Source organism: Rheinheimera sp. UJ63 (genome assembly GCF_021568285.1).
GTDB lineage: Bacteria > Pseudomonadota > Gammaproteobacteria > Enterobacterales > Alteromonadaceae > Alishewanella > Alishewanella maricola.
The window spans coordinates 32773-55337 of the sequence record NZ_JAKGTQ010000009.1 but is presented as its reverse complement, the minus strand read 5'-3'; the positions used below and the strand labels follow the sequence as shown (position 1 = coordinate 55337).

The 22565-nt window shown below is 47.8% G+C and carries 9 protein-coding genes; 5 read left to right on the top strand and 4 right to left on the bottom strand.

The annotated features are described in order from the left end of the window. Positions 1-46: 46 nt before the first annotated feature. Positions 47-7837, top strand: a complete 7791-nt coding sequence (locus tag L1N97_RS16000; RefSeq protein WP_236130493.1) for a type I secretion C-terminal target domain-containing protein — start codon at positions 47-49, stop codon at positions 7835-7837. Between the two features lie 108 nt (positions 7838-7945). Here L1N97_RS16000 and L1N97_RS15995 read toward each other — a convergent pair whose 3' ends face one another. Both L1N97_RS15995 and L1N97_RS15990 read right to left on the bottom strand, forming a co-directional pair. Beyond that, positions 7946-9205, bottom strand: coding sequence for an OmpP1/FadL family transporter (locus L1N97_RS15995; protein ID WP_236130492.1), 1260 nt, complete (start codon positions 9203-9205; stop codon positions 7946-7948). A gap of 179 nt (positions 9206-9384) precedes the next feature. Next, positions 9385-9705: a DUF2845 domain-containing protein gene (locus L1N97_RS15990; protein WP_236130491.1), complete on the bottom strand. Its 321-nt coding sequence runs from the start codon at positions 9703-9705 to the stop codon at positions 9385-9387. A 424-nt stretch (positions 9706-10129) separates the two neighbouring features. Between L1N97_RS15990 and L1N97_RS15985 the strand changes: the two genes are divergently transcribed. From L1N97_RS15985 to L1N97_RS15975, 3 genes are all read left to right on the top strand, one after another. Next, on the top strand, positions 10130-11482 hold the full coding sequence (locus L1N97_RS15985; RefSeq protein ID WP_236130490.1) for a hypothetical protein: 1353 nt from the start codon (positions 10130-10132) through the stop codon (positions 11480-11482). Positions 11483-11688: 206 nt separating this feature from the next. Beyond that, positions 11689-12768, top strand: coding sequence for a transglycosylase SLT domain-containing protein (locus L1N97_RS15980; protein WP_236130489.1), 1080 nt, complete (start codon positions 11689-11691; stop codon positions 12766-12768). 160 nt (positions 12769-12928) lie between these two features. Then, positions 12929-13669, top strand: a complete 741-nt coding sequence (locus tag L1N97_RS15975; RefSeq protein WP_236130488.1) for a FadR/GntR family transcriptional regulator — start codon at positions 12929-12931, stop codon at positions 13667-13669. Positions 13670-13857: 188 nt separating this feature from the next. Here the strand turns inward: L1N97_RS15975 and L1N97_RS15970 are convergent, their stop codons facing one another. Then, positions 13858-16785, bottom strand: coding sequence for a TonB-dependent receptor (locus L1N97_RS15970; protein WP_236130487.1), 2928 nt, complete (start codon positions 16783-16785; stop codon positions 13858-13860). Positions 16786-17287: 502 nt separating this feature from the next. Here L1N97_RS15970 and L1N97_RS15965 point away from each other — a divergent pair. Then, entirely contained in the window at positions 17288-18730 is a 1443-nt protein-coding gene (locus tag L1N97_RS15965; RefSeq protein WP_329605567.1) for a polysaccharide lyase family 7 protein, read from the top strand. Between the two features lie 131 nt (positions 18731-18861). Here the strand turns inward: L1N97_RS15965 and L1N97_RS15960 are convergent, their stop codons facing one another. Next, positions 18862-22512 (bottom strand): VCBS domain-containing protein, encoded by a 3651-nt coding sequence (locus tag L1N97_RS15960; RefSeq protein WP_236130486.1) that lies wholly within the window; start codon positions 22510-22512, stop codon positions 18862-18864. Positions 22513-22565 lie beyond the last annotated feature (53 nt).

The window sequence follows — 22565 nt, the reverse complement described above, 5'->3', positions numbered from 1 at the left end:
TGTCAGCGCGTTAGCGGATGGCCCATTAACCATTGAGGCCACGGCAGTGGATAACAACGGTAACCCACTCACTGCCGATACCAATGCCACATTGGATGCCATCGAAGGCAGCCTGGATATTGCTGCGACCGTCGATAACACCGATGGCACACTCGATTTATCGGGTACCACTACCGATGTCGCTGAAGGCACGGTGATTAACATCACCATCACCGATCAAAATGGTCAAACGGTTATTACCCAAGCCACCGTGCTGGCCGATGGCAGTTACCAGTTAGAAGGTGTCGATGTCAGCGCGTTAGCCGATGGCCCATTAACCATTGCTGCCACGGCAGTAGATAACAACGGTAACCCACTCGCGGCAGATACTAATGCTACATTGGATGCCATAGAAGGCAGCCTGGATATTGCCGCGACCGTCGATAACACCGATGGCACACTCGATTTATCGGGTACTACCACCGACGTCGCTGAAGGTACGCTGATTAACATCACCATCACCGATCAAAATGGTCAAACGGTTATTACCCAAGCCACCGTGCTGGCCGATGGCAGCTATCAGTTAGCCAATGTGGATGTCAGCGCGTTAGCCGATGGCCCATTGACCATTGCTGCCACGGCAGTGGACAACAACGGCAACCCACTCACTGCCGATACCAATGCCACATTGGATGCCATTGCCGGCTCATTGGATATCGCTGCGACAATCGATAACACCGATGGTACGCTTGACCTCAGCGGCACCACTACCGATGTCGCTGAAGGCACGGTGATTAACATCACCATCACCGATCAAAATGGTAAAACGGTCATCGCCCAAGCCACCTTGCTGGCCGATGGCAGTTACCAGTTAGAAGGTGTCGATGTCAGCGCGTTAGCCGATGGCCCATTAACCATTGAGGCCACTGCGGTGGACAACAACGGCAATCCATTGGCCGCTGATACCTCAGCCACACTAGACGCCATTGCCGGTTCATTGGATATCGCTGCGACAATCGATAATACCGACGGTACGCTTGACCTCAGCGGCACCACCACGGATGTTGCCGAAGGCACGCTGATTAACATCACCATCACCGATCAAAACGGTCAAACGGTCATTACCCAAGCCACCGTGCTGGCCGATGGCAGCTATCAGTTAGCCGATGTGGATGTCAGCGCGTTAGCGGATGGCCCATTAACCATTGAGGCCACGGCAGTGGACAACAACGGTAACCCATTAGCGGCCGACACATCAGCCACATTAGACGCCATAGCGGGCTCACTCGACATTGCCGCCACCGTAAATAACACCGATGGTACACTCGATTTATCGGGTACCACTACCGATGTCGCTGAAGGCACGGTGATTAACATCACCATCACCGATCAAAATGGTCAAACGATTATTACCCAAGCCACCGTGCTGGCCGATGGCAGTTATCAGTTAGCCGATGTCGATATCAGCGCGTTAGCCGATGGCCCATTAACCATTGAGGCCACGGCGGTCGATAATAACGGTAATCCACTAGCGGCCGACACATCAGCCACATTAGACGCCATAGCGGGCTCACTCGACATTGCCGCCACCGTAAATAACACCGATGGCACACTCGATTTATCGGGTACCACTACCGATGTCGCTGAAGGCACGGTGATTAACATCACCATCACCGATCAAAATGGTCAAACGGTTATTACCCAAGCCACCGTGCTGGCCGATGGCAGTTACCAGTTAGCCGATGTCGATGTCAGCGCGTTAGCGGATGGCCCATTAACCATTGCTGCCACTGCGGTGGATAACAACGGCAATCCATTGGCCGCTGATACCTCAGCCACACTTGATGCGGTTGCCGGCTCATTAGATATCGCTGCGACAATCGATAATACCGACGGTACGCTTGACCTCAGCGGCACCACCACGGATGTTGCCGAAGGTACGCTGATTAACATCACCATCACCGATCAAAATGGTCAAACGGTCATTACCCAAGCCACCGTGCTGGCCGATGGTAGTTACCAGTTAGAAGGTGTCGATGTCAGTACCTTAGCCGATGGCCCATTAACCATTGAGGCCACGGCAGTCGATAATAACGGTAACCCACTCGCGGCCGACACATCAGCCACATTAGACGCCATAGCGGGCTCACTCGACATTGCCGCCACCGTAAATAACACCGATGGCACACTCGATTTATCGGGTACTACCACCGACGTCGCTGAAGGTACGCTGATTAACATCACCATCACCGATCAAAATGGTAAAACGGTTATTACCCAAGCCACCGTGCTGGCCGATGGCAGTTACCAGTTAGAAGGTGTCGATATCAGCGCGTTAGCGGATGGCCCATTAACCATTGCTGCCACGGCAGTAGATAACAACGGTAACCCACTCGCGGCAGATACTAATGCTACATTGGATGCCATCGAAGGCAGCCTGGATATCGCCGCGACGGTTGACAATACGGATGGCACACTCGATTTATCGGGCACCACCACGGATGTTGCCGAAGGTACGGTGATTAACATCACCATCACCGATCAAAATGGTAAAACGGTTATTACCCAAGCCACCGTGCTGGCCGATGGCAGTTATCAGTTAGCCGATGTCGATATCAGCGCGTTAGCCGATGGCCCATTGACCATTGCTGCCACGGCTGTCGATAACAACGGCAACCCACTCACTGCCGATACCAATGCCACATTGGATGCCATCGAAGGCAGCCTGGATATTGCTGCGACCGTCGATAACACCGATGGCACACTCGATTTATCGGGTACTACCACCGACGTCGCTGAAGGCACGCTGATTAACATCACCATCACCGATCAAAATGGTAAAACGGTCATCGCCCAAGCCACCGTGCTGGCCGATGGTAGTTACCAGTTAGCCGATGTCGATGTCAGCGCCTTAGCCGATGGCCCATTGACCATTGCTGCCACGGCTGTCGATAACAACGGCAACCCTCTCGCGGCCGACACATCAGCCACACTAGACGCCATTGCCGGTTCATTGGATATCGCTGCGACAATCGATAATACCGACGGTACGCTTGACCTCAGCGGCACCACCACGGATGTTGCCGAAGGTACGGTGATTAACATCACCATCACCGATCAAAACGGTCAAACGGTCATCGCCCAAGCCACCGTGCTGGCCGATGGCAGCTATCAGTTAGCCGATATCGATATCAGCGCGTTAGCGGATGGCCCATTAACCATTGAGGCCACAGCAGTCGATAACAACGGCAACCCACTCACTGCCGATACCAATGCCACATTGGATGCCATCGAAGGCAGCCTGGATATTGCCGCGACCGTCGATAACACCGATGGCACACTCGATTTATCGGGTACCACTACCGATGTCGCTGAAGGTACCGTGATTAACATCACCATCACCGATCAAAATGGTAAAACGGTTATTACCCAAGCCACGGTACTGGCCGATGGCAGTTACCAGTTAGAAGGTGTCGATGTCAGCGCGTTAGCCGATGGCCCATTGACCATTGCTGCCACGGCTGTCGATAACAACGGCAACCCACTCACTGCCGATACCAATGCCACATTGGATGCCATCGAAGGCAGCCTGGATATTGCTGCGACCGTCGATAACACCGATGGCACACTCGATTTATCGGGTACTACCACCGATGTCGCTGAAGGCACGGTGATTAACATCACCATCACCGATCAAAATGGTCAAACGGTCATTACCCAAGCCACCGTGCTGGCCGATGGCAGCTATCAGTTAGCCGATGTCGATATCAGCGCGTTAGCGGATGGCCCATTGACCATTGCTGCCACGGCGGTGGATAACAACGGTAACGCCCTTGATGCGGATACTGCAGTCACACTCGATGCGGTTGCCGGTACACTGGATATTGCGGCCTCGGTTGACAATACGGATGGCACCATCGATTTATCCGGAACCACCACGGATGTTGCCGAAGGTACGGTGATTAACATCACCATCACCGATCAAAACGGTCAAACGGTCATTACCCAAGCCACCGTGCTGGCCAATGGCAGTTACCAGTTAGAAGGTGTCGACGTCAGCGCGTTAGCGGATGGTCCATTGACCATTGCTGCCACGGCGGTGGATAACAACGGTAACCCACTCACTGCCGATACCTCAGCCACACTAGACGCCATTGCCGGTTCATTGGATATCGCTGCGACCGTCGATAATACCGATGGTACACTCGATTTATCGGGTACCACTACCGATGTCGCTGAAGGCACGCTGATTAACATCACCATCACCGATCAAAATGGTCAAACGGTTATTACCCAAGCCACCGTGCTGGCCGATGGCAGTTACCAGTTAGAAGGTGTCGATGTCAGCGCGTTAGCGGATGGCCCATTAACCATTGAGGCCACTGCGGTGGACAACAACGGCAACCCATTGGCCGCTGATACCTCAGCCACACTAGACGCCATTGCCGGTTCATTGGATATCGCTGCGACCGTCGATAATACCGATGGTACGCTTGACCTCAGCGGCACCACCACGGACGTTGCCGAAGGCACCGTGATTAACATCACCATCACCGATCAAAATGGTCAAACGGTTATTACCCAAGCCACCGTGCTGGCCGATGGCAGCTATCAGTTAGCCGATGTCGATGTCAGCGCGTTAGCGGATGGCCCATTAACCATTGCTGCCACTGCGGTGGACAACAACGGTAACCCATTGGCCGCTGATACCTCAGCCACACTCGATGCGGTTGCCGGCTCATTAGATATCGCTGCGAGCGTCGATAATACCGACGGTACGCTTGACCTCAGCGGCACCACCACGGATGTTGCCGAAGGTACGGTGATTAACATCACCATCACCGATCAAAATGGTCAAACGGTTATTACCCAAGCCACCGTGCTGGCCGATGGCAGTTATCAGTTAGCCGATGTCGATATCAGCGCGTTAGCGGATGGCCCATTAACCATTGCTGCCACTGCTGTCGATAACAACGGTAACTCAGTCACTGCCGATACCAATGCCACATTGGATGCCATCGAAGGCAGCCTGGATATTGCCGCGACCGTCGATAACACCGATGGTACGCTTGACCTCAGCGGCACCACCACGGATGTTGCCGAAGGTACGGTCATTAACATCACCATCACCGATCAAAACGGTCAAACGGTTATTACCCAAGCCACCGTGCTGGCCGATGGCAGCTATCAGTTAGCCAATGTGGATGTCAGCGCGTTAGCGGATGGCCCATTGACCATTGCTGCCACGGCTGTCGATAACAACGGCAACCCACTCACTGCCGATACCAATGCCACATTGGATGCCATCGAAGGCAGCCTGGATATTGCCGCGACCGTCGATAACACCGATGGCACACTCGATTTATCGGGTACTACCACCGACGTCGCTGAAGGTACGCTGATTAACATCACCATCACCGATCAAAATGGTAAAACGGTTATTACCCAAGCCACCGTGCTGGCCGATGGCAGTTATCAGTTAGCCGATGTCGATATCAGCGCGTTAGCGGATGGCCCATTAACCATTGAGGCAACGGCAGTCGATAACAACGGCAACCCTCTCGCGGCCGACACATCAGCCACACTAGACGCCATTGCCGGTTCATTGGATATCGCTGCGACAATCGATAACACCGATGGCACACTCGATTTATCGGGTACCACTACCGATGTCGCTGAAGGCACGGTGATTAACATCACCATCACCGATCAAAATGGTAAAACGGTCATCGCCCAAGCCACCGTGCTGGCCGATGGTAGTTACCAGTTAGCCGATGTCGATGTCAGCGCCTTAGCCGATGGCCCATTGACCATTGATGCGACGGCAGTGGATAACAACGGTAACTCATTAATTGATAACGCGATTGTCGCTTTAGATCTCACACCGCCAAGTGTTGATATCACTTCTGATCAAGCAACACTTGAGAGTGGCCAATCTGCAACGATCACGTTTACCTTTAATGAGGAAATCGCAGGCTTTGATCTGACTGATATTGCCGTGACCGGTGGCGTGCTGTCCGGATTAAAACAAGATCCAACTAATCCGAATGTATGGACAGCCACCTTCGTGGCAAGTGGCACTGCACCTATTTCATTTACTGTGGCAAATGGCAGTTACACGGATCTCGTTGGTAATGAAGGTAGTGGCGACACTGCCAGTATTAACAATGCGCCAGTCGCGATTAATAACGTGGTTAACGGTAACGAAGATGACGTTATTACAGGTAATGTGCTCACCAATGACGTCGATGTAGATGGCAATACCCTAACCGTACAAAGCTTTGTGATAAATGGGCAAACTTATCTAGCCGGCGCAGAAGTGATTATTGAAAACCAAGGTAAATTAACCTTAGACGCTGAAGGTAACTTTACCTTCACTCCTGTAGCAAATTGGAGTGGTTCACTGCCTTCTGTAACCTATACCCTAACAGATGGACAAGGGGGTTCATCTACTGCTGCATTAAACATTACTTTGGCAGGAGTAGCAGACGCAGCAATTCTGCAAGTCGGTGATGCCGTTTCAACTAAGGTCGGCGCAACCTCTATTACTACTGGCTCGAACGGCCTCTTGATAGGATCTGGCTTAAGCCAAGCCTCTATTGAACAAGCTCTTGGTTTAAGCAGTGGCTTCTTAGATGGCTTCAACCCACCTTCAGGTGCTCTTAATGTTTCAGGCAACACCAATGCCATCGACGGTAACTACACGTCGAGCACGGTTAGCTTAAATAGCGGCATGTCGGTTGGCTTTAACTGGAATTTCATCAATGGTGAAAACATCACAAGTGAAATTCTACAAGGCTTCAGCGACTTTTTGTTAGTTATTGTTACCGCACCTGATGGTAGCAAAACCACGCAAATTATTACTTCATCAGAGTTCTTGGGCGCAGGCGTTAATGGTAATGGCACCTTTAACTTTACCGCAACGCAAGATGGTGATTATAAATTTGACTGGGTTATTCTCAACGGTAGAGATAGCGGTAAAGATTCACAACTTAACTTATCGTCAAGCACAATCACAGTGAATGGCGTTACTTATGGCGATATGGTTGATTTAACGATTAATGCCGCACTTACTGATGCCAGTGAAAGCATGTTAATCACTATCACCGGTATACCCAGCAACGCCCTGCTCACCGCGGGTATAAAAAATGCTGACGGTAGCTGGACCCTAACCCAAGAACAATTGGAAGGTTTAAGCTTACTAACCCCAGTTGATTTTGTTGGCCAGCTTAACTTAACCGTTACGGCGACCACAACTGATGGCACTTCTACTACTGCAGTATCCGATACGCTAATTATCGACCTGTCGCAAACGACCAATACGGTTACCAGCGGCAATGATGCTTCGCAAACCATTATTGGTACTGATCAGGGTGATCTAATTAATGCTTACGGTGGCGATGACGTGATCAACGCGGGTGCAGGCAATGATGTGATCTATGGCGGACAAGGCAATGACACCATTAATGCAGGCAGCGGCAACGATGTACTGTTTGGTGGTGCTGGTGACGATACGCTTATCGGTGGAGAAGGGGCTGACGTATTCGCTTGGCAACTTGGCGATCAATCAAGTAGCGGTAAAGCGGCTGTTGATGTCATTAAAGATTTCAGCACAGCACAAGGTGATGTCATAGATTTACGTGACTTACTTCAAGGTGAAAATAGCGACAACATTACTAATTACCTCAGTTTTACTACTGTCGATGGTCATACCACGATAGATATTAAACATACTGGCAGTGGCAACGTAACGCAAAAAATCACACTTGAAAACGTTGACTTGAGTAGCTTTGGTAATGATACGCAAGCCATTATTGATAGCTTGATTAGTAGTGGTCATTTAAAAATTGATGGCTAAACCTGACTGTTGTTAACCCAGATAAAACAGGCGCTTTAAGCGCCTGTTTTTTTATTCGATAAGTTGGGTTAACACAATAACAAGAGTGCAACTAAACACGGGTAAAATCTAAAATGCCCAAACTACTGATGCCCCTACGCCACGCTGTTGCATAGCAATGCTTAGTTGTTGATTTGGCGCTAAAAAATTTGCCCCAGTAACCGTTTTAGTGGGTGAGTAAAACGCTGTTAGATTCATCTGTACATTAGCCGTTAACGACTGGCTTAACCCGGTAGTGAAATGCCATTCCTGTACCCCGGGCGCTAAAATGTTGAATAACACCTGCGATGATGGAATAGGTTGCTCACCGTAAGAAACACCAAACCGGATCTTTTGCTGCTCGGTTCGCTGCCACTGATAACCCACTTTATATACCGTCATATCTTGCCAACCAAAGCCTGCACCATTCGACGCCCCCAAAGGAGCTGACATAATATTACCGATTGGGTTTGCTACACTGCTCACTTCGCCGTAATTGATATGCTGCAGATCTAACAATAATTGATGCGACCGATTAATTTGCCACGCCAAACCGACTTGTAAGGCGCTGGGTAAATCAAAATCGCCCTGCTCGGCAAACAAACCCGCATATTGATCGAACTCGCCCATGCTGACCGCAGAACGATAACTGGCTCCGACACTGAAGGCATCCGACACTAAATAGGTTAAACCTAATTGCAAGCCAATACCGCTACTGAAATCGGAGCCATTATCTGACAACGAAGTGGGTGCTTGAGAAAACGGTGCAAAACTCGCCAGTCCTTGCGCTGAAAACTGCTGAACAACCAGCACCGGCGCCACACCTACGCGTAATTGCTCGGTCCACTGATAACTTAAGGTGGGGCTAACAAATAATTGCTTTAAATCCACTCCCGTCGTGCCCGCATAAAAAGTGCCTTCGGGCATAGCGTCGGCTTGGTATTCCGTATTCATACCGCCGTTAGCATAAATTAATATCCCCACATTCACTTGATCGTTTAGTTGCTGGCCAAAAGCAAACTCGGGGATAGCAAATAACGTTTTTGCGCTTCGCTTACCCGGACCTTGTAAGTAAAAAGCGCCAGGAAAGAACTCGTTAACCTCCGCCACCGCATAGTTGCGATCGGGGGCAAATAACTCTAACCCTACTGACAACTCGCTCCCTTTTACCTGCAAGTTAGCCGGGTTATTCGCTGCAGACATCAGCTCTTCTGATACCGCCACCCCCGCACCCGCCATACCTTTATGCGTCATGCCATAACCGTGGGTAAAATAGCCATTGGTTGCAAAAGCGGGAGAACTCAGAAAAATACTGGCCGTTACTACACTCACTACTAAACGTTTTTTCATGGTTACTACCTACCCAGACTATAAAAGGCAGACACCATAACGGTTTTCTCATATAACAAAAAATAATTTAAAACGATTACATATAGCAAATCGAAATATGGCATCTCCGACATTGCTAATGCTGCAAGCTCAGCCGAAATAGACCGCGACCACCTAAAAAAACGCAGCAACAATTCAGCTTATAAACGCCCCTGCTGCTGGCGATTAATGGTTGTCACCTTACCATCGGTTAGCTCTATCGATAATAAAAACTCGCCGCCGACATCGGCTTTGGTTTTATAAGACCAGATCTCAACTGATTTGCCGCGCTCAACGTTATTAGTACTGACACCTACGGTAAGTTGCTCTTTCAACAGAGGCTGACCAAGTCGCTCAAGTACCTCAATGCTTGCCATACCGCAGCGCAATAACTTACCGTCTTGCAACCGAAAACTGCAATTCGCAACCGCAGACACGGTAAAAAACATACCTAGCAATACAATACTTAATTTCAGTCGCATCGTTGCCCCCTTTAATTACTGTCCTTTTAACATAGTACATTAAGAGTACTATACATTTAGCCAACTCAAGTACCCATTTTAGGTTTAAGTTGGCGTATTGTCTTTTCAACCGACAATGAACAAACATATTGTTTGCTATTAAAAAAACCATAATGTTTTAGTGTTTAACTTTAGAGAATGTGTTCACAACAAAGCGCCATCAATTCTTGCCAAGGCCCGACACTCATCGCCTTTAGGGACGTTCGCACTCAATTCGCAGGTAAGTTAAATAGCAAGCCGGTTACTCCAAACTGACGGCGTAAGATCACGCCTCGCTTTATTATGCTAAGTGCGATAAAAAAATACTCAAATCTTAAATGGCGAGATAATATAAGAGTCATTCTGCTTGCTCAGAAGCCATAAAAACTAAATCAAGGAGTGAGATATGCTCAAAACAAAAATTATAGCGGGCTTAATTACAGGCTGTTTGCTAAGCGCATGCGGTGGAGGAAGTAGCTCCAGTCCTGATGTGCCATCGGGTAATGGCAATGGCTCAGGTAATTCAACATTAACTTTTCAAGCAAATGTGATACAAGAAACGATGTGTGGTACAACGAGCAGCTCCTCCAATGCTGAACTGCTCGTGCATGATCAAAACTGGAAAGTATTAAGCCGCCATAAAGCTGACGCTACAGGCAAAATCTCTGCCTCTATTACCGGTGCTAGTAACGCCAATATCAGTCTTATTACTTTTAGTACCGGCAGCAATGCCGAGTTTGTCGTCAGTTCGTATGCTCAGCATCCCGTTGTCAATCTGGGCACAATTCTGATCCCGGGCAAAACTCAGCAAGGCTGTGAATGCCAAAGCACTAATGTGCGGGTAACCTCGTCTGTCGGTACGCTTAATACGTCATCTGTTCAGCTAACGGGTTTTAGCTCGCCAGAACAACGCAAAACGCTACTGTCTAATAACGAGGTGATGTTTGAGCAAGTGGGCTTATGCCGAGCAACAAATGGCAGTTGGCCTTTACTTACGGCCTTTGCCAATAATGGCACGCCTGATGCCATTGCCGGCAGCATCAGACAATATAACGTAAACAATGATGTTGAATTACTCCTAAACCAGAGTGCTGCGGCCTTACCCATCAGTATCAATAGTAGCAATGCCTCACTGTTAGAGATACATTACACTGAAACAGGAGCATCGACGGCGAGATCTCGTTCAAATAGTAATGAAGCCTATGTATTTAATCAGCTTGATGGTGTTACTTTTGTTACGTTAAGAGCTTCTCAAAGCCAATTTGATGTTGTTGATGGCGGCAATGTTTTTAGAACGTCTTCACAGCGCCAAAACCTCAACACACCTCTATCGGGCTCAGTCATTCTGAATATCCCAAACACCGATGCCATGTCGGCTTTAGAAAACTTTTTATTCCGCGACTTGCAATCGAACAACAACAGTTACAACTTAGGTTCAATACAGGGCTTTAATACTTTTTATCTTTATGCACAAACCACGCTTACGGATGGCACACGTTTTTTCCAAAGCTTTATTGGCCCATTGCAGGGCTTTTATCCTGACGAAATAGTACCTGCAGATTACGGCATAGAGAATAAACTTGATGATAATATAAGCAGCACCATTGCTGCCTCAGTGATCCGTTATGGTGATGATGAAAGCTACCAGCAGTATTTATTGAATCAAGTTGAACGCTCTGCGCTGCCATTTGCCTCTAGGATGACAGGCAAATGGTCAAAATACAGTACGGTGAGCTTACAGGTCACAACCTCTAATTAGTGTTTAATTAAAGGCGCAGTAGATTATACTCAGTGTCAGCAACAGTGCTTAGTAAAGTGCCCACTGTTGCTGGTACTAATCGTTCTGGCTATTGAACCTCAGCTAACAACCGTTGCATCAGCTTTTGCAACACCGGAGAAAATATGGGTTCCATGCGACCTAGCAGCTACTGGCCCGTTACCGCCGCTATACTATTTGGATGCCTATTGCCCGCAAGCGCTCTGGGGCAACCACTCGTGCAACCTTACCAGAACTGGACTGACGTTGTGCGCAGCAAGCCTTATGCCGAGAGCCAAGGAGTGTATGACAACGTAATGAACGTTAGGCGCTGGATCCTGACGCGATCAGGACACTGTACCGAGCGCAATCGTCATTTGCTATTTGATATGCGCGGCAACTTTCTGGAATTTATTGAAGATGCCTCAGACTCACCGCAAACCCAGTTAATTCTGAATCAAACTCGTCAGGGTATGGCACAACAAGGACGAGTGCATGCCTGGGTGGAAGGTAATAACCAGACCCTTGGCTATCCTTTCGCGATTCGTTGCCACCAACCTTATGTCGATTTATCGTTGGCCATTGCGCGTTACCTGGGCAAGCATCCGGAAGGTCGGCTGTCTGGCAACTGGGATGGTATAAAAGTAGGAACCCCTAAAAACCAAGCTTCACTGCATGACACCCTACGCTTGGTGTATGCCCGTCGCGCGCAGCAAAAGCGTATTAGCCTGCCAGAAGATCTGCTAGCCGATCTGGCCGGTATGTTGATTATCGAAAGTGGTGGCGTGCGCGAGGCCCATTCAAAAGCCAATGCTAGAGGTATTCTACAACTGACCCCACAAGTATTAAAAGACTGCGGCGTTCCCCAAAATAAGCAGTTACATCGCATCGCTCAGGTCGATTGCGCGCTATGGTTATTTGAACGTAACCATCGTATGTTGCATCCTGTATTCATAGCCCGCTTCGGCCACTTGCCAGAAGAAAAACGGGAACAGGTTTATCGGCTGCTGCTGATCCAGGCTTATCACGGTGGCCCAGGCAGAGTAAGATCGCTGCTTATCGATGAAGAACTTAGTAAACCGGCGACCTATTTTGCCGAACATCATCAAGACTTCAGTGCCGGTGATATTGCTTTTGGTATGGTATTTCATAACCTCGGCCGCAATCGGCTTGGCTTCGCGTCACTGTATTACACTGCCGACATCAGAATTGCGCTGCAACTGTTAGAATCACAAAGCAGTAGCCAACTGTTTTCTTGGCAGCGCTCCCAAAAGCTAAAACCGATTTAAACAAGACCATAGCGTTTAGCAAAACCAATTAGAACTTTCTAATTTTGAGAGTTATCATAGCTGAATAAGATGCCGGAATTTTGAGAATTTCTATAGGTTCTAGGTATAATCGTCGTTAGTACCTGTATGACCAATGGCAAGACCTAAAGGGATACCCATCATGAAGAAACGCAGACGTTTCTGGACAGTTGTTGAAAAGTTAGAAGCGTTGATCGACAAAGGCGTTTACCCTGCAGGAAGCCGCCTGCCTGCTGAAAGAGAGCTGGTTGAGATTTATCATGTTAGCCGTCCGACCATACGCGAAGCGATTATCGCGCTAGAAGTTAGAGACAGAGTAGAAGTAAAAACAGGTTCAGGCGTATATGTCACTGATTCTGCTGGCTCAGCTCCTTCACTTGAATCTATCAGCGCATTCGAGCTCACCCAGGCTCGGGCATTAGTAGAGGGAGAAGCAGCAGCGTTAGCCGCAGTTAAAATCCGCGACACCGAGCTTGCAGCGCTCAAGCAGGCACTGGATGATATGTCATCTTCAGAAACTTTGGATAAGGCTGATGAAGCCGATCAACGATTCCACGAGATCATTTCTAGCGCAACACGTAACAATGCCATTGTCCTGTCCATTAACAACCTTTGGAAAGTCAGACGGAATGAGCCGCAAGTCGTTGCCGCTTATCAGGATGTATGTTCGAAGGGTATAGCGCAGCGCATCAAAGAACATACTGCTATTTATGATGCCATAGCCAAACGTGACGCTTCAGCGGCAAGAACGGCGATGCACAATCACTTCGACCGTCTGATCAATGCTTTATTTGAGGCGAGTGAAGCAAAAGCCTTGGAAGAGATCAAGCGTAAAACGGATGAAACCCGAGGTTTGTATTCTATCTCACACTTAAATAAGTAGTAACGGTTAGCGTACCCCATTTCACATCTGGCACTGTTTTTTTATCCTTCATAATAGGCTCTGACACAGAGCTTACATTTTTCTTGCCACACGCAAAAAAGCAAACCTTCAGGTTTGCTTTAACAAGTGGTTTGCTGTGAGTTTGCTCGAGCCGGTTATCTTAGACAACCAGCCCCTAGATAGTAGAATTAAAATCTATAACTGGCACCCAAGGTTATCCGACGGTCTGTTAAGCCCTGAAAGCAAAGCAGCGCGCCTTCATTAACGCAAGATTGGCGAACCTCAGATTCCGTCAGGTTGACGGCTTCAATGCCAATATTGAGTTGATCATTTACATCATAACTGATACTGGCATTAAGTTGTCCTCGGTCTTCCTGAATGACCGGAAACCCCCAAGGATAACTTGATGTACTGCCAAAATCGTTCGAACGAAACGCTTCTCGCCAGGTGTAACGCATCCGGGCAGACAAGCCATATTTTTCGTAATACAAGGTAAAGTTGTAGGCATTTTCAGATAAGTTGAGTAAGCCTTGCACGGCAGTCACCTCCAGTGAGCCTGAACCACCTGTGGATGCAGCAAAGACCTGACTAGGACGACTAGCCGAGGTATTAACCGCTTCACCACCAGAGAATTCTTGAATGGTATAGTTTGCCACCACACCAAAACCAGATGCCCAGCCCAGCTGATCTTCGAAAGCAGAAAGATCATACTGGAATGCCATTTCGATGCCTTTTTGCGTGGTCTCTTTAGTGTCATTAATAATAGTGGAGAATGGTACACAAACACCTACGTTAGAACTCACCGGACCAAACACGTTGATTAGCGCAATGGGGTTCCAGATACCGCCTTGCTCACACGCTGGACCAATAATGTCACGATAACCTGTAACAGGCTCTGAATAAGGATCATCTTGTTGCCCCACATGCACATCTTTACGTATCTTGTGGAAATAGCCGATACTAACAACTGCGGCCTGAGCAAAATACCAATCTGCAGAAATATCAAAGGATGTAACCACTTCAGGTTTTAAGTTTGGGTTACCACCAGCTACTGGTGGATTGGGGCTAGTACTAAATGTATAAGAAGTTGAAAGATCACTAAAATTCGGACGGCGAATATCCTTCCCAAAAGCAGCGCGCAGCACCAGATCGTCGGTTACATCGGCGGCCAGATTAATCCGCGGCAGCACAAAACTGTAATCACTTGAGCTAGTTTCTGCGACGATATCGCCGTTAACACTGCGGTTGCCGGTTGAATCAAGATCCGTTTTTAAATAACGTACACCAAGATTACCGCGAAGCATGCCAGTTTCAAAATTTGCCTGAGCATACAGTGCATTAGTGGATTCACTGATGTCATAAAAACCTGCAACTGATGACGTTGGGGCATTCAGTGGTCTTGTACCCCCATGGGCAGTAATGGCGTTAGCTAACGTAGTAAATACCCGATCAGGATCAGAGCCTACCAACGCCGGGTTCACCAGCAGAAAATCTTTAATATAAAGCGCTCTGCCATCTGCGGCATTAAAGTTATTAGGGCCAGTTGTCAGAATATCAGCAAACAAATCGCCACTGGGAGAATCCCTCATACTGGACAAACTAAGATTTGAGCCCACAACGTTGGACACACTGGATGTCTTGTTATAACGATAGCCTGCGTCAAGCGTAGTAAAAATCGACATATTCAAGTCGTAGCTAAAATCAACACGCATGGCATCTTCGGTATTTTCATTGGTATTATTTGCAAGTGCCACCGCTTGCAACCTGTAGTTGGCTGGGTCGAGCAAGTCAGCAGGTGCAGGCGCATTTTCTGCACCAAATGCAATGCCGAAGGCCAAGGCACCACCACTTAAGTCATACTCAAACGGGACACCATTATCGTTAGCTGACCCAATTGCCGCATTGGGATTGACAAAATTGAGTGTAGTATCAATTCGGGGGGTCGCAGAGTCAGATGAAGATGAGGATATCTCGGCGCTTATTTTAAAATTATCCCCCTGATGTTCCCCGCCAAGCCGGAATATTTTGCTCTTGGTGGCCCGGGAACTGGTGTCACTGGATAAGCGTAAATTACCGTCCGAACCGTCAGACTGAACCGGAATGATGCCTTTAAGTGCGGCTTGAATGCTGCCAAGCTCGACACCATCTAAAGAGCCAAAATTAATTGTTTCAAATTCAGTTGGAACCGATACACCAATAAGATCACTTACCCCTGACGCCTGAACCCTGGAACTTTCCTCCCGACGGTCCTGATCATTTATAATCGCATCAAACCAAAATTTGTTGTTGCTGTTTGGCGCCCACTCAAAAGAACCAGCAAAATTTTTTGTCTCATATTCAAAGTTATCGTAATCCTGGATCAGAAACTGAATGGGTAAATAATGGAAACTTTGTGCGCTGGCTAAACCACTGTCAGAGCGAACCAGATTATCACGGTCAGCTCGGGGGCGAAATGCGGTTACATCCTGCTCTGCATAACTGCCACTAATGACAAAACCAAACTCACCATTGTCATTTTCCCAATTATCACCAAAGGTTCCTGATAAGCGCGGTTTAACGCCATCGGTAGATAAACTGCTTTCTTCACCTTGCACTCTAAATGCGGCTAGCGTTTCACTTAACTCAAGTGGGCGAATGGTTCTTAAGTTAATAGTGCCACCGACAGAGCCTTCAATCGTTTTTGCTTGTGGCGCTTTTATGACTTCGACACCGGCAATAATCGATGCAGAAACATCTTCAAAATCAATACCACTGCGTCCTGCACCCGATCCCACCGTAGATACACCATTAATTTCAGTGCGGTTTGCATCAGTACCGCGAATTTGTACTCCCGTACCGACACCCGCTGAGCGGGTAATCTGAATACCAGTAATATTTTCCAGCACTTCCGCTAAATTTTGATCAGGTAGTTTACCGATATCTTCTGCTTGAATAACTTCAACTAAGCTGGCGGCATTACGCTTTTCTGCCAAAGCACTTGTTAAGGAGCTTCTGATCCCCGTCACCTGTATCACTTCGATATCGCTTTGTTCTACCTCTGACTCTTGGGCGTTGGCGGTAGACGCGATACCGAGTGCCGTTGTCGACAGTATCGCTAAGGTAATTTTTGATAGCATATGTCTCATTTTTGTTCCCCGTCTAAAATTGTAATTATATTTTGGGGTCGCAACTGCGACCTTAAGTTAATCGCGAACCTTTATGCCAACATTCTTAAAAGAACAACTACCGGCAATTTTATTATTATGCTTTATGTTTACACCTTATTAGAATATTGGTCAACCAAAAGGTTAACCTATTTGGTAAGAAATTCTCACCACCAATAAGCGAAAAACCAAAAACAACATAAAAAATATATAAAAATCAGATTATTACATTGTTTCCTAATGAGTAAGATTACTTTTTAAAGTACCTTAAAGAGACTATGCGACTGAAGAACATATCCAAGCTACCGATGAAATATTGGTTTAAATGTGACACCAGCATCCATCACTCAAATTAATTGGTTGACCAGTGAGGATAAACCGGTAATTATTGATGGCGTAACCAGCAATACCAAAAATCACCACAACGCCAGATTTATACCAAGTTCTATTCATCGTTCTAGTAGGAGATAAGGACATGTCTAATCGGTCAAAAAGAGTCCATCAATTCGGCAAACTCGTTATTGCCATAAATTTAGCTCTAGCTGTAACAGCCTGCGGTGGAAGTAGTGACACTAATACCACCAATATTACATCCCCACCCCCTGTGATAGTCACACCTGAGCAATGCATTAATCAGGTGTACCCAATACGCTCTGCCACAGACGCCATGGAGAACTCGGCATATCCAGCATCCAATGCCATTGATGGCAACACATCATCCCAATCCAGATGGTCAAACGATGGTAGAAATGCCGCGCTAATATTAGATTTGGGAAGCGTTAAAACACTGGGTGCACTGACCATTAAATGGTTTGAAGGGAATAAGCGTATCGCGAGATTTTCTGTGGAAACCTCTAGCGATAACATGAGTTGGACCACCGTATTAACGCAAGCAGATTCCAGCGGCAGACATAGTGGTTTTGAACTGGTAAAAATCGAGCCAACTTCAGCCCGCTATATCAAGATAATCGGGCTTGGTAATAACGAAAACCAAAATAATGCCATTGTTGAAGTTCAGGCGCATTATTGCCAAGATGCCGGTGGCAATTTCAGCGAACGTTTTCCTAATGAATTAGGTATCGAGTTAATCGACTGGTACCTGAGCATCCCTACCGATGAGGACAACAGTGGCACCGCCGACTCCATTTTTGAAACAGACCTTGCAAACGGTTATACCAATTCTGAATTCTTTTATGCCTCAGCTGATGGCGGCATTGTGATGCGCTCACCCAGTTATGGCTTTAAAACCTCTGCCAATACTAGCTATGTGCGGGTTGAACTAAGAGAAATGTTACGCCGTGGCGACCGTAGTATCAGCACGCAGGGCGTGAATAAAAATAACTGGGTGTTTGGCAGTGCCTCAGCACAAGGACGGCAGAATGCCGGTGGCTATGACGGCGATTTGCGGGTAAAGATGGCGGTCAATCAGGTTACCACCACTGGCGAAAATTTTCAGATTGGCCGGGTAATCATTGGTCAGATCCACGCTAATGATGATGAGCCGGTTCGCTTATACTATCGCAAACTGCCAGGAAATGAACGCGGTGCTATCTATTTCGCGCATGAGAGCCGGGTGAAAGACAGCCAAGGTAGAAACATTGAAACCTATGTTGAAATGATTGGCTCACGTAGCAACACCGCCGCAAACCCGGTGGAGGGTATCGCCCTGAATGAGGTTTTTAGTTATCACATCAGCGTTAATTTCAACTTACTCACCGTGACGATTAGCCGTGAAGGCAAGGCCGATGTTGTGGCCCAGTATGATATGGCTGAAAGTTTGTATGATCAGGCGGGTCAGTACCACTATTTTAAAGTGGGTGTGTATAACGTTAACAATTCAAGCAATCCAGCAGAGTTTGTGCAAGCCACCTTCTATGAAATTAAAAACAGTCACACCGGATATTCGGCTAGCGAATAACATAAGCGCGGTACGAGTAACGTAAACACTACAGGGGTTTACGTTACAGCAAAAAAGAAGGCGGGATAATTCCCGCCTTGCTATTTACACTTTTAATCTCTGGGCGTTCACCCAGCAGTATAGTAAAGGTGTTATTCCACGGCTACAACCGCCTCATTAGTCGCTGAGTTATAAGGTGACGCAGAATTGTCTGTATCCAGCGAGTCACCCACGGCATAAGATTCAAAATCGTCTGAGAACAATAGGGTTCTGCCCTCCGCATCGGCATAAATAGCAATATTATCTACCGATACCACACCGGTTGCCGCTATGGTGCCGCTGTTGCTGCCAAATCTTACCGCAATGTGAGTGACACCGCCGAAGGAGTTATTGTCTGGCGTAAAGCCATCTGCTGTAAACCGCACACCGTCAACCTCAACCGTGACCACCGGATTCACTTCAAGATTGCCACCCGGGTACTTCCAGGTAATCACCACATGCATAAATTCATCTAGCAAGACGTTGGCTGCGGAGGTGTCGACACCTGCCGGGCTACGAACCGCAAAGCTATCGTCAGTGATACGCAGATCTAAAATCGCCCCATCGTTATTGGTGGCAGAATTAAACAGCGTAATATAAGCATCGCCATCACCCAGTTCATCATCTAAACGCTTGATGGCAAGCACAAAGCGACCTTCAGCCAGCGGGCCTTTGTCGGCAAGCGCATATCTTAACTCGCCGGTGTCAGTCGGATCGGTATCCCGTATTTCGGCAATTTTATTGCCCGGTGTGCCAGGGCCACTCGCTTCACCAATAGTCTCAACACTTGCCTCAGAGGTTGCTGAGTTATAGGGTGATGCCGGGTTATCTGTGCCAAGAGAATCACCATTGTTATATGACTCAAAATCGTCAGAAAATACCACATTATTTCCGGCCTTATCCGAGTAAATGACTAAGTCATCCACTGTAAATTTAGCCGTCTCTGGTCGTACGCCACTATTGTCACCGAACCGGAATGAAACGTGCGTGACACCACCGGTAGAACTGTTATCTGGCGTGAAGCCTTCAGCCACAAAACTGACGCCGTCTACTTCAACCATTACCAGCGGATTAACCTCTAAGTTACCATTTGGATATTCCCACGTGATAACAATGTCCATAAAGGTATCTAACAATACGGTGGCCGCCGACGTATCAACATTGCTTGGGCTACGAACCGCAAAGCTATCGTCAGTGATACGTAAATCTAAGATGGCACCATTGTTATTGGTGGCAGAGTTAAATAGCGTGATAAACGCATCACCATCACCGAACTCATCATCTAAACGCTTAACCGATGCGGTAATTCGACCTTGCGCCAGTGGGCCATTACTGCCAAGCGCATAACGCAACTCACCAGTATCCGTTGGATCGGTATCAATAATCACTGCAACCTTATTGGCGCCTGCGGTTTCGCCACCCACACCATTGATGGTAATTACCAATTCTGCGGTGGTGCCATCGAGAGATTCAATGGTGATCGTATCGGTTTCGCGTTCACCACTCACTAAAGCTGCAATGGTAGCGTTGGTCGTATCAAGCAAGTAGCGCCAAGAGCCGTCTTCCAGAATAGCGAAGTCGCCAAATCGGCTGCGGAACGAAGCAGGCATAATAAAGGCTTCACCTTCATCTGGGTCTACCACAGTAACGGTTCCGGTCAAGGCTGCAGTAGCATTGCTTGCAATAGACGCAGTTAAGTCAAAGAAAGCGGCTGGTGTTGGCTCAACAGTGCCATCCCCAACATCAAATACCACAACTTCAGAGTAGATCGCTAAGTTATAACGACTGCCGACACCATCCAGGGTGTCACCCTCGGCGTAGCTTTCGAAATCATCTGCGAATACGCGGGTGGTACCTGCAACGTCTGAATAAACCTCAATATCATCTACATAAAAAGAACCAAAAGGAATGGTCCGATCATTGTCACCCAATCTAAATTGTACCGCTTTAACGCCATCGGCGAACCACTGTCCCAGATTAACAAAATCAGGATCAACCACCGCCGCAGTAGAGAACGACCCACCACCAATCACTTCATCGTTTATAGTAAGCGTTAATTGCTCGGCGGCATCTAAATCCCAGGTAATGTCAACGTTATAGAATTCGCCTTCCACAAAGGGGGCGGTAACGATTACACCCGGATAAGCGGCACTTTCCGTGTTTCTAACCAAGAAGCGAGGGGCAATTACCAACCCATTACTGCCCGTTTGCGAGCCTTGAATACGCAAATCAATCAACGCCTCACTGGAACTACCAGAAGAACCATACAATGTAATGTAGGCATCTTTTATATTGCCATCACTGCCCAGGGTTTCATCTTTAGCAAAAGACGCACTGAGTTTACCTTTACGTAAATTATTGACACTAAAGCGAATTTCACCAGTGTCATTACCCGTATCCGAAATCTTCACTAACTGCGTTAACGCTGCAATGCGGATCTTGATTTCAGCCGTAGTGCCGTCAATCGAGGTGATGGTCACCGTATCATTCACAGAGTTGCCAAGTTCTAGGCTGGCAACCGTTTCGTTGTTCACATCGACAGTGTATGACCAATTGCCTTGGGCACTGATACTGAAGGAACCATAGTCAAGCAGCACGCTACTTTGTGCCAGAATTTCATCTTCGCCAAAGTTCGGGTCAATCACAATAACAGAGCCCGTTAACGGCTCGGTGGCCGTATGTTGAATGGTGCCACTCAAGGTCCCTTCAATGATTGCAGCGACAGGAGTGTTGTTGTAGCCAATCGCGGAACCAATAATATTAAGTAAAGAGACATCCACTTTATTTGCGATGACTGACATAGTTTGTAAATTAAGCTGGGCCGTTTCAAGGGCAGCTAACAGCCCCTCTGAAAAGGCACCATCAGCCAAATCAGCCGCGATGTCGGCGATTAACGTTGCCATGTTTTTGTCAACGTTGTCGGCATCGAGTTGCGACAACAGCGCTAATACCGAGCCATAGCGGTCGGCATCTGCTGCACCAGCAGCGCCCAGCTCCACAACGCCAATCTCGGTCGGTAACACAGTTGTAGTGTCAAAACGAATACCAAAACGTGCATTGATGACTCGAGCACGCTCAGCAAAGGTGTTTAAGTTGGCACCTGCTGCCTGTACCGCCATTTCCGTTAAAGGCGACACAACATAAGAAGGTGCTGGCGTTTCTGCAGTGCCTTCCACCACATTCACTACCGACCTCAAGGTAGGCGCTTCCAGCATTAAGCCGGTTGACTCATCTTTGTAGGTACCGCCTGAACATGAAATTAAACCCGTACCTTCAAAATGCACATTAGTAAAAGTGACGCGGCCCATACTATTGGAGATAGCCGAGGCTTGAGCCGGTGTTGCCGCAACCCCCGTGTTAGTCACAGCAAATATTTCGCAATTTGCGGCGCCTATTGGCCCTTTTACCACATTGGCATTGACATCCAGAGTCGGCAGTATCACAGACGTCGATGCACCTACGCCTTCTGTAATGCCTTTTTCATCGGTATATCTGGCCGACACGGAGATGGTAGAACCTTCATCCGCTTCAGTGATGGTGTATGACGATCCCGTTGTCCCCGTTGACCACTGGTAAACTAGGGTGTCGCTTTTAATGCCGTCGGCATCCGTTACCGATGCCGAGAGGGTGGTGCCTGCGATTAAGGCGCCACCACTGATACTGATACTTCCTCTGCTATTGCCAGCCAGTTCGTTATTATCACCACCACCACAACCGACCAAAGCGGTTGCCAAGATGATGGCTATCAGAGACTGTTTAAACATGCTTTCTGCTCCTAATGGTTCAGTACTAACAAGTGGCTTAGTGACTGAACAAA